The following is a 9,333-nucleotide window of genomic DNA, read 5'->3' as shown; positions in this document are numbered from 1 at the left end:
GGCGTGATCGTCTCCTACGAGACCGTCCGCCGGTGGTGTGCGAAGTTCGGCCAGGCCTACGCCGACGGGCTGCGCCGCCGCCGACCGCGGCCCGGAGCTCCTTGCGGTACAAGCTGTCTTGGACGACTGCCTGTACCAACGAGCTCCGTTGCTCTGTGTGCAGGAGTTCTTCAAATCCCTTGCGTGACCTGTGGAAACGCTAACTACCCGGCCTTGGTGGAACTTCACCCGCCATATCGACCACAGGTTTGCCCACACGGTACCCGACCCGCCGGGAACTTCACGCTTTGCGCACCCAGAACAAACCCCGTGAACAACCCCGGCCAGGGTCGACGAAGCACATAGGGGCACCCCCAGCAGCAACTCGGCGAACTGGAGGTGCCGACCGTCCGGTGGGGACGGCTCAAACGGTGAGGTTGCGCAGCCGCGCCAGGACGGTTTGCCGCTCCTCGGTGTCGTCGCTCCAGCCCTGTGCCCAGTCGAGCGCCGAGCCTCCCCCCGACTCCCGCAGGTGCGGGTCGGCTCCATGACACAGCAGCAGCTCGACGAGGGGCAGGTTCGCCTTGGCAGTGGCTGCGGCAAGTGGCAGTCCGCTGCGCCACCCCCGGGATTCGGCGTTGGGCGAGGCCCCGGCCGCCAGGAGCAGCTCAGCGCAATGGTTTTCGCCTTGGACGGCGGCGAGATAGAGCGGTGTGGCTCCGTCAGGGGCGCGGGTGTCGGGATCTGCCCCTTGGGCGAGGAGTCGCTGGAGAAGGCCGACGTGTCCGTCACCGGCAGCCGCGGCAAGCCGCTTCGGTAGCTTCTTACGCTTTCTATTGTTCACGTGTTTCCACGGGTGCGGGGCCTACCGCCCTGGAGCTGCGGAAGGTGCAGTGGTGCGCCCGGTACCCCTTTCCATGCTTCTTGCTGATCTGGGCCTGTACATCTCGCTGGGCGGCCTTTTCGGCCTCCGGCTTGCTCTTCCCCCTTCCAGTGCCCTTGAGCTGCTTGTCTCCGTGGTCTCCACTTCCGATCTTCTCGACACCACAGACGGCGGTGGAGTACCACGTCTTGGGCTTGGCCATGGTGGCGTCGGAGGCTTCGGCGGTTCCTGTGAGGGCAAGCAGGGCGCATGCCGCTGCTGCGGTCCAGCAGGCGATGGACTTCTTCACGGTGCCTCGCTTTCGGCTGGTGGGGTGGGTGCGGTGGCGCCCGGCGGACACGATGGCATGCGCAGAGGATGGGATTGCGCGGCCGTTCAAGGCTGGAGTTGACGCGCGGAACGGTTCTTCGCCCGTCGCCACGGGGGTGGGCGACTCTTGCGAGGCGTGGTGATTTCACACCTTTGCGTGAGGTGGACCGATGGTGCGCTTGCCGATAACCTCATCCGCCCTGGTCGGAGCTGGTGTGTGGGGTGTACGGGATGTCGAGCGCGGTCGGTCGGGTCTGCGCCGTCGCGCGGCTATCGATCAACGCGGCATGATGACCAACCGTGCTGCTGCGACTGGCCTACTTGGGCATGGTGAACGCGTTCGCCATGCTGCGCCTGCTCCCGGTGAGCGGTCGGGACAAGGACATGGAGATCCTCGCCCTGCGCCACCAACTGTCGGTGCTGGAGCGCCAACTCGGTAAGGAGAAGGTGCGGTTCAGCCCGAGCGACCGGGCGTTCCTGGCGGCGCTGCTGCACCGGCTGCCGCGGGACGTGTTGCGCAGGCTGCGGCTGCTGGTCCGGCCGGACACGGCGCTGCGTGGGCACCGCGACCTGGTCGCCCGCCGCCACGCCGCCGAGTCCAAGCCGAAGCGCCCGGGTCGGCCCCGCACCGTGCGCTCCATCCGTGCCCTGGTGCTGCGCCTGGCACGGGGAATCCCACGTGGGGCTACCGGCGCCTCCAAGGCGAGCTGCTGGTGCTGGGCGTGACGGTGGCCCCCTCCACGGTCTGGGAGATCCTGCGGGAGGCCGGGATCGATCCGTCACCTCAACGGAGCTCAAGCACGTGGGCGGACTTCCTGCGCTCGCAGGCCGACGCCCTGCTGGCGTGCGATTTCTTCGAGACGGTCGCCTTGTCCGGGGCACGGATGTACGTGCTCGCAGTGATCGAGCACGGCAGTCGGCGGAACCCGGATTCTGGGCGCCACGGCACACCCGACCACCGCCTGGGTGGCGCAGGCCGCGAAGAATCTCGTCATGGACCTGGAACGGACGCACGCTGCCGGGCGCAGTTCTTGATCCGGGACCGGGACGGGAAGTGCCCCGCCTTGTTCGACGCGATCCTCGCCGATGCGGGCATCGAGGGTGTGCTCAGCGGCGTCCGGATGCCGAGAATGAACTGCATCTGCTCCACGCCTTGCGCGCTTTCGAACAGTTCTACAAATCCCATCGGCCGCATCAGGGCATCGCGAATGCCCGCCCGCTGTATCCACTGCCCACGCCGATCACTGATCCGGACGAGATCGCCCGCCTCGACACATGCCGCCACGATCGCCTCGGCGGCATTCTCCACGAGTACCGACATGCCGCATGACCTCAACGGATGACATTTTCGGCAAAGGCAGGGCCCCTGGGACACCCGATCGGAAACCGGTGAATTGGTGAAACTCGAGGTGTCACCGCCAGTCGTACGGGCCGTCCACGGTGGCAGGCTCCACCATCGAGTCAACCGGGAGGGACGGAGAACTGATGGCGCAGGACCTGCAGGAAGCCGCGTCGGCCGCGCCGGTGGCCAACAAGCGCATCAATGCCGGTGTGAGACTCATGGGATGGCTGACGACCACCGACCACAAGGTCATCGGCAATCTCTACATAGTCACCGCGTTCGGGTTCTTCCTGCTGGCCGGAGTGCTGGCCATGCTCATGCGCGCGGAACTGGCCCGGCCGGGACTGCAGATCGTCAGCGCGGAACAGTACAATCAGCTGTTCACTGTCCACGGCACCATCATGATGCTGCTGTTCGCCACGCCGATGTTCGGCGGCTTCGCGAACGCCATCATGCCGCTTCAGATCGGCGCGCCCGACGTCGCCTTCCCGCGCCTCAACGCGTTCACCTACTGGCTCTTCCTCTTCGGCGGAATCATCGTGGTGTCCGGATTCGTGGTGCCCGGCGGCGCGGCCCACTTCGGCTGGTTCGCCTACGCACCGCTGAACAGTGCCGTCTTCTCGCCCGGCGCCGGCGGAGACCTCTGGATTATGGGCCTCGTGCTGTCGGGGATCAGTACGACCCTGGCATCGGTCAATTTCATCACTACGATCGTCTGTCTGCGTGCGCCGGGTATGACCATGTTCCGGATGCCGATCTTCACCTGGAACGTACTGTTCACCTCGATCCTCGCGCTGCTCGCGTTTCCGGTGCTCGCCGCCACCCTGCTCGCCCTAGAAGCCGACCGGAAGTTCGGGGCCCATGTTTACGACGCCGCGAACGGCGGTGCGCTGCTGTGGCAGCACCTGTTCTGGTTTTTCGGCCATCCCGAGGTCTACATTGTCGCGCTGCCCTTCTTCGGAGTGGTGAGCGAGATCATCCCCGTGTTCAGCCGGAAGCCGATGTTCGGGTATTTCGGAATGGTGATGGCCACGATCAGCATCACCATGCTCTCGGCGGTTGTCTGGGCCCACCACATGTTCGCGACAGGAGCCGTTCTCCTGCCCTTCTTCTCCGCCATGTCGTTCATCATCGCCGTGCCCACCGGTGTAAAGTTCTTCAACTGGATCGGCACCATGTGGCTCGGCAGTATCTCGTTCGAGACACCCATGCTCTGGGCGTTCGGCTTCCTCGTGACTTTTCTCCTCGGCGGCCTCAGTGGAGTGCTGATCGCCTCACCCCCGCTGGACTTCCATCTCACCGATTCGTACTTCATCGTCGCCCACCTCCATTACGTGCTCTTCGGAACAGTAGTCTTCGCGATGTTCGGCGGCTTCTACTTCTGGTGGCCCAAGTTGACCGGACGTATGCTGGATGAACGCATCGGTCGTATCCATTTCTGGACCTTGTTCATCGGCTTTCAGCTGACCTTCCTGGTCCAGCACTGGCTGGGTGAGGCCGGAATGCCCCGACGTTACGCCGACTATCTTGCGGCGGACGGCTTCACCTTGTTCAATACGATCTCGTCCGTCGGCTCCTTTCTGCTGGGCCTGTCGACACTGCCGTTCCTGTACAACGTGTGGCGCACCAGCAGTTACGCGCCCAAGGTCGAGGTGGACGACCCGTGGGGGTTCGGCCGTTCCCTGGAGTGGGCGACCTCCTGTCCGCCGCCGAGGCACAATTTCCGGGCTTTGCCCCGCGTGCGTTCCGACTCGCCGGCCTTCGACCTGCACCATCCCCTCACGCCGGAGAAGCAGAAGCCGGGCCTCGGCCGAGGCGGGTCCGGCTCTGCATCGGGCGCTGAAGAGGAGTCGGGCGGATGAAGACCGAGGCCGTTGTCTTCGCCGGGGTCGCGGGGTTCTTCCTCGTGACCGATGTTCTCTACGCCGTGTGGTCTCGTGATCCGACAGGCACGGCGGCTCTCACCGTCTCGTTCCTCATGGCGTTGCTGGTCACGTTCTTCTTCACCGCCAACTACCGGAGGAAGGGCCTGCGCCCCGAGGACCGCGGGGACGGGTACATCCACGAGCGGTCCGGTCCGGTGGACTTCTTTCCTCCGCACAGCATCTGGCCGTCACTGACAGCCGCGGGGATGGCCCTGCTCGCCATCGGAGTGGTGTTCGGTCTGTGGCTGTCCCTGATCGGGCTGGGCTTGGTCCTGGCGGGGGTGTTCGGAATGGTCTTCCAGTACGTGCGTGTCCCGGACTGAAGGTGGTTCTCAGTCCTCGCGTTCGCGGACCGGCTCCGGCCGTGTCGTCCGCTCCGCGATCCGGGACCGTTGCTCCTCCGTGACGGGCAGTTCCACGAGGTCCCCGTAGTACCAGCCGCTCAGTACGGTCCGAAGCCGTCGCCGAATCGAGATCGGGCCCTGCGCGGGGAGCTCCAGGGGCGTCGGGACATCACGCATCAGGATGCGGTAGCGGGCTGTTGGGTTCAGGCCACGGCGGCTCTCCGAGAGATCGCCGTTCACCGACTGTGTCACCTGGCCGGTCTCCTCGCCTTCGGTCAGCCGATGGAGGTCCCGCATCTGAAGGGCGAGGCAGAGGCGTTTGGTCAGCGCGAAGGCCAGGAGTGGGGCGGCGATCAGCGCGGTTCTGAGGATCCAGGTCATGGCCTCGACCGAAACCCTGAACGAGAAGGCTACGACGTCGTTGCCGCCGGCGACCAGGAGAACGGCGTAGAAGACGATGGCCGCCACGCCGAGCCCCGTACGGGTCGGCCGGTTGCGCGGCCGGTCGCACAGATGGTGTTCCCTGCGGTCGCCCGTCACCCATTTCTCGAAAAAGGGATAGAGGAACAGCACTGTGAAGACCACGCCTGGCAGCACGATCGCCGGAATGAACACATTCCACATGACGGTGTGGCCCGCAATGTCGGTCTCCCATGGCGGCATCAGCCGGAGCGCGCCCTCCAGGAACCCGACATACCAGTCCGGCTGTGCGTTACCCGAGACCTGGTTGGCGCGGTAGGGGCCGTAGTTCCATACGGGGTTGATCTGGGCGAGCGCGCCCAGCAACGTCAGTACGCCGAACACCATGAGGAAAAAACCTGTGGTCTTCGCGGTGAAGTGAGGAAATGCCGGTGAGCCGACGGCGTTTTCGTTGGTCTTCCCCTGACCCGCCCAGTGGGTGTGTTTGAGATAGACCACCAGGATGAGATGAGCGGTGATCAGCGCCACGATCAGGCCGGGCACGAGCAGGACATGCACGGGGTACAGACGGGGGATCACGGAATCGCCCGGGAACTGTCCGCCGAAGACAAACAGCTCCAGGTACGTTCCGACGACAGGGATCGACCCCACAATGGTGGCCGCCGTCCTCAGGCCCGTACCGGACAGCAGGTCGTCGGGCAGCGAGTAGCCCGCGAATCCTTCGAGAAGCGCGAGTACGAACAGTGTCACACCCACGATCCAGTTGGCCTCCCGCGGTTTACGGAAGGCGCCGGTGAAGAAGATCCGCAGCATATGGACGGCGATCGCAGCGACGAACACGAGTGCCGCCCAGTGGTGGATCTGACGGATCAGCAGGCCGCCGCGCACGGCGAAGCTGATGTTGAGGGTGGTGGCGTAGGCCTGCGTCATCCTCACCCCCTGAAGGGGCACATAGGAACCGGTGTAGACGCTCTCCATCATGCTCGGGTCGAAGAACAGAGTGAGGTACACGCCGGTGAGGAGCAGGACCACAAAGGAGTAGAGGGCGATCTCACCGAGGAGAAAGGACCAGTGTTCGGGAAAGGCCTTGCGCAGCAACTGCCGGGCCAGCTCGCTGACGGGCAGGCGCCCGTCCACCGCGCCGTAACCACTGACCGCCGTCTTCCCGGCCCGGGCCTTCAGCTGCGCCTTACGCCTCCGCAGGGGCATGCACCACTCTCCCGTCGATCTTCCTTCCACCCCGCCCCTTATTGTTACGGTTCGCTCGTTATGGGTAGCGCATTACTCGAAGGGACTACGCAGAATCGCGGTATCGGCACCTGATCGGCCGACCTGGCCCTGACGTGCCTGGTGGCGCCGCGCGGGTGCGTCGGCCCCACCCCGCGAGCGATATGCGGGGCCTCGCCGCCGCCTGGACACTCCTGCGGAGCGGGCCGACCACAATCTGGTCGAGCTGCTGCAGGAGCTGCGGGTCGTTTAAACCGGAGTGCAGATCGTCTTCGCGTTTCTGTTGGGCATCGCGTTCACCAGCCGTTTCCCGGGTCTCAGTGATTTCCAGACCGACATGTACATCAGCACGTTGCTGCTCACGGTCGTGGCCTCTGTTCTCCTCGCGCCCCCCGGTGGCACTGCAAAGTAGCTGTCGGACGGTTCGGCCTGAGCGGTGATGCGCTTGAGCCACTTGACGCTGCGGACGCCGATCCACCCGGGGACGACCACACGCAGCGGCGCGCCGTGCGCGGTGGGCAGTGCCTTCAGCTTGTCGTTTAACCCCATCAGGGGGTGACGTAGTCGCCCCAGCCGAAAGTGGCGACATAGGCCCGTCGAACTGCTTCCCTGCCGCGTCCACCCCTGATGTGGATGACGGTGAGCGCGAGGATGAACCAGGCGGTGAAGCCTCCTGCAACGATCAAAGTCCAGCGAGCGCCGGAGAAGCTGGCGGCAACGATCAAAGCAATGATCGTCACGGCCAGTCCGATGTGACCGCCGATATCCGTGCTGGACCTGTTGCCGCCTGTCATGAGAGCCCCCACCGAAGATCACGCTGTCCTGCGCCAGAGCAGATTACGGGGCTCCGCCGATGGTGTCAGTACCGCTCCCGCGACGGGGTCTGGTGCCTTGCTTGTGGTGGGCGGGGCGGCTGTATGCCTTGCCGGTGGCCAGGACTCTGCCCACGTTGTGACGGGTGGCCGGGCGGCGGTTCTTCGAGCCCGGTGGCCTGCCTGGCCCGGGCCGGTTTCGGTGCACCGGCTGGGGTGTTGTCGGCGTACAAGTGAACGTCCCCACCCGCGTACGGATGAAAAGGGGACAGTTGTTGATGCGGTGAGACCTGCTGCTCGGCACTCTTCTGCCTGGTCGGTGAGAGGCGGCGGAAGGCGGTCAGCAGTGGTCTTGGATCCGTGTCGTTGGTTGGAACTACGGCGTTTTCGAAGCCTGTTGGAATCTGGGGCGATCAGCCTGTCGGAGGTCGCGGGGGAGACCGGGCTGGACCGCAAGACGGTCCGCAAGTATCTGTCGGCGCCGGGGCCGGCGACCCCGCCGCGCCGGTCGCCGAACGGGCGGTCGAAGGCGAGGGTGATCGACGAGTACGCGCCGCTGGTCGACTCGATGCTGCGGGCCGAGATCCTGATGAAGGCCGCGGTGATCCACGAGCGGCTGGTGGCGGAGTACGGGTTCACCGGCAACTACCAGCGCGTCAAGCTCTACGTTCAGGAAGCCCGCCCGAGGGTCGCCGAGGAACTCGGCATCACGCCGAAGGAACTCGCGGGCATGCACCGCCGGTTCGAGGTGATCCCGGGTGCTCAGGCCCAGGTGGACTGGGGCGACGAGGGTAAGATCCTCGCCCACATGGGCATTCCGAAGGTCTACTCGTTCCATATGACGCTGTCGTACTCGCGTGACCCGTTCTGCTGCTTCACCACCAGCCAGGACCTGCAGACGTTCTTCGACTGCCACCGCCGGGCGTTTGCCCACTTCGGCGGGGTGTCGATGACGATCGTCTACGACCGGACCAAGACCGTCGTCCGCCGGCACGTCGCCCCGGGCGAGGCGGTCCCGCTGCATCCGGAAGCGGTCGGCTTCGCCGGCCACTACGACTTCGACATCGATGTCCTGGCCGCCTACCGGCCCACCGGCAAAGGTCGTGTCGAGCGGCAGGTCCTCATCGTCCGCGACCACGTCCTGTCCGGCCGGTCCTTCTCCTCCGTCGAGGAGATGGACGCCGCCTTCACCACCTGGGTCCCGCAGTGGCGGGCCCAGGCCCACAGGACCCATCAGCAGATCATCGGAGAGCGGGCGGCCCGTGACCACGTGGCCCTCAAACCGCTGCCGCCGACCCCGTACCTGGTGGCCGAGCGGCACCTGCGGCCGGCCGGCAAGGACTGTCTGGTCGCCTTCGCCGGCAACCTCTACTCGGTGCCCGCCCGCAAGGTCCGACCGCGTCAGCTGGTGGAGGTCCGGGCCACGAAGTCGCAGGTCATGCTGCATTCCACCGTCGCCGGCGCCGACAGCGAGACGCTGCTGGCCGCCCATCCCCGGGCGATCGGCCGCGGGGCCCGCGTCGTCGAAGAGTCCCACTGGGATGGTCTGCCCACCGGCAAGGGACGCCGCACCACCACCGGCGATGTCATGCCACGGCCCCGTCGTGAACGACCTCTGGGCGAGGAGGCAGGACCTCTGCAGGCACTGCTGAACCGGGCCGCGGCCACCCGCATCGAGGTCGGCCGCCGCCCACTGTCGGTCTATGACGAGCTGACCGGAACCCGCCCCTTCACCACCCGTCCGAGCACGAGGGAGACGTCTTGAGCGAGCTGGTCTCCACCCGCATCCGCCACACGGCCTGCAAGCTCGGGCTGCCCCACCTGGCCGAAACGATCAACGAGTACACCCGTCGGGCCGACGAGGGGAAGATGGGCTACCTCGACTTCCTCGACCTGGTGCTGTCCGAGGAGCTCGCCGTCCGTGACGACCGCCGCTTCCGCCAGGGCCTGCGACTGTCCCGGCTGCCGCACCACAAGACGCTCGACGAGTACGACTTTTCGTTCCAGCCAGACCTCGACCCGCGGAAGGTCAAGGACCTCGCCACCCTCTCGTTCGTCGACGGCAAGGCGAATGCCGCCCTGCTCGGGCCGC

At 65.9% G+C, this 9,333-nt stretch carries 9 protein-coding genes and 2 pseudogenes; 6 read left to right on the top strand and 5 right to left on the bottom strand.

The genetic code is table 11. The annotated features are described in order from the left end of the window. A pseudogene (locus tag ACWCQ6_RS34220) lies at positions 1 to 93 on the top strand (IS6 family transposase); the annotation flags it as partial. A 310-nt stretch (positions 94 to 403) separates the two neighbouring features. Here the strand turns inward: ACWCQ6_RS34220 and ACWCQ6_RS34215 are convergent. Together ACWCQ6_RS34215 and ACWCQ6_RS34210 are read right to left on the bottom strand one after the other, a co-directional pair. Then, positions 404 to 823, bottom strand: a complete 420-nt coding sequence (locus tag ACWCQ6_RS34215) for an ankyrin repeat domain-containing protein (RefSeq protein ID WP_451095963.1) — start codon at positions 821 to 823, stop codon at positions 404 to 406. Next, a complete protein-coding gene (locus ACWCQ6_RS34210) occupies positions 813 to 1,151 on the bottom strand; it encodes a hypothetical protein (protein ID WP_451095961.1) in 339 nt (112 codons plus the stop codon). The genes ACWCQ6_RS34215 and ACWCQ6_RS34210 overlap by 11 nt, the downstream gene beginning before the upstream one ends. 320 nt (positions 1,152 to 1,471) lie before the next feature. Between ACWCQ6_RS34210 and ACWCQ6_RS34205 the strand changes: the two are divergent. From ACWCQ6_RS34205 to ACWCQ6_RS34195, 3 genes and pseudogenes are all read left to right on the top strand, one after another. Further along, positions 1,472 to 2,501, top strand: a pseudogene (locus ACWCQ6_RS34205) (integrase). A 230-nt stretch (positions 2,502 to 2,731) separates the two neighbouring features. After that, on the top strand, positions 2,732 to 4,375 hold the full coding sequence (ctaD, locus tag ACWCQ6_RS34200) for an aa3-type cytochrome oxidase subunit I (protein ID WP_451095965.1): 1,644 nt from the start codon (positions 2,732 to 2,734) through the stop codon (positions 4,373 to 4,375). Beyond that, positions 4,372 to 4,761 carry a cytochrome c oxidase subunit 4 gene (locus tag ACWCQ6_RS34195; protein WP_451095959.1) on the top strand — a complete coding sequence of 130 codons (390 nt, stop codon included), beginning with the start codon at positions 4,372 to 4,374 and terminating at the stop codon, positions 4,759 to 4,761. Before ctaD ends, ACWCQ6_RS34195 begins: the two co-directional genes overlap by 4 nt. A 9-nt stretch (positions 4,762 to 4,770) precedes the next feature. On the opposite strand, the gene qcrB is transcribed toward ACWCQ6_RS34195, so the two are convergent. The 3 genes from qcrB to ACWCQ6_RS34180 all read right to left on the bottom strand — a co-directional run bounded on the left by qcrB (position 4,771) and on the right by ACWCQ6_RS34180 (position 7,223). Further along, positions 4,771 to 6,411 carry a cytochrome bc1 complex cytochrome b subunit gene (gene qcrB / locus ACWCQ6_RS34190; RefSeq protein ID WP_451095957.1) on the bottom strand — a complete coding sequence of 547 codons (1,641 nt, stop codon included), beginning with the start codon at positions 6,409 to 6,411 and terminating at the stop codon, positions 4,771 to 4,773. Between the two features lie 267 nt (positions 6,412 to 6,678). Then, positions 6,679 to 6,978 carry a molybdopterin-dependent oxidoreductase gene (locus ACWCQ6_RS34185; RefSeq protein WP_451095955.1) on the bottom strand — a complete coding sequence of 100 codons (300 nt, stop codon included), beginning with the start codon at positions 6,976 to 6,978 and terminating at the stop codon, positions 6,679 to 6,681. Further along, on the bottom strand, positions 6,978 to 7,223 hold the full coding sequence (locus ACWCQ6_RS34180; RefSeq protein ID WP_451095953.1) for a hypothetical protein: 246 nt from the start codon (positions 7,221 to 7,223) through the stop codon (positions 6,978 to 6,980). The genes ACWCQ6_RS34185 and ACWCQ6_RS34180 overlap by 1 nt, the downstream gene beginning before the upstream one ends. Positions 7,224 to 7,638: 415 nt before the next feature. Between ACWCQ6_RS34180 and istA the strand changes: the two genes are divergently transcribed. Continuing rightward, positions 7,639 to 9,006: an IS21 family transposase gene (gene istA / locus ACWCQ6_RS34175; RefSeq protein ID WP_451095951.1), complete on the top strand. Its 1,368-nt coding sequence runs from the start codon at positions 7,639 to 7,641 to the stop codon at positions 9,004 to 9,006. After that, a partial coding sequence (locus tag ACWCQ6_RS34170; RefSeq protein ID WP_451095949.1) for an ATP-binding protein occupies positions 9,003 to 9,333 on the top strand: 331 nt, incomplete at its 3' end. The genes istA and ACWCQ6_RS34170, both read left to right, overlap by 4 nt.

This window comes from Streptomyces sp. NPDC001880 (assembly GCF_053594575.1).
The sequence above is the reverse complement of the archived record's forward strand: the minus strand, read 5'-3'. Positions and strand labels throughout refer to the sequence as shown.

Excerpts from the sequence above, each read along its gene's own strand:
- ctaD (WP_451095965.1), top strand. The coding sequence starts at position 2,732 with ATGGGATGGCTGACGACCACCGACCACAAGGTCATCGGCAATCTCTAC.
- ACWCQ6_RS34185 (WP_451095955.1), bottom strand. The coding sequence starts at position 6,978 with ATGGGGTTAAACGACAAGCTGAAGGCACTGCCCACCGCGCACGGCGCG.
- ACWCQ6_RS34180 (WP_451095953.1), bottom strand. The coding sequence starts at position 7,223 with ATGACAGGCGGCAACAGGTCCAGCACGGATATCGGCGGTCACATCGGA.
- qcrB (WP_451095957.1), bottom strand. The coding sequence starts at position 6,411 with ATGCCCCTGCGGAGGCGTAAGGCGCAGCTGAAGGCCCGGGCCGGGAAG.
- ACWCQ6_RS34195 (WP_451095959.1), top strand. The coding sequence starts at position 4,372 with ATGAAGACCGAGGCCGTTGTCTTCGCCGGGGTCGCGGGGTTCTTCCTC.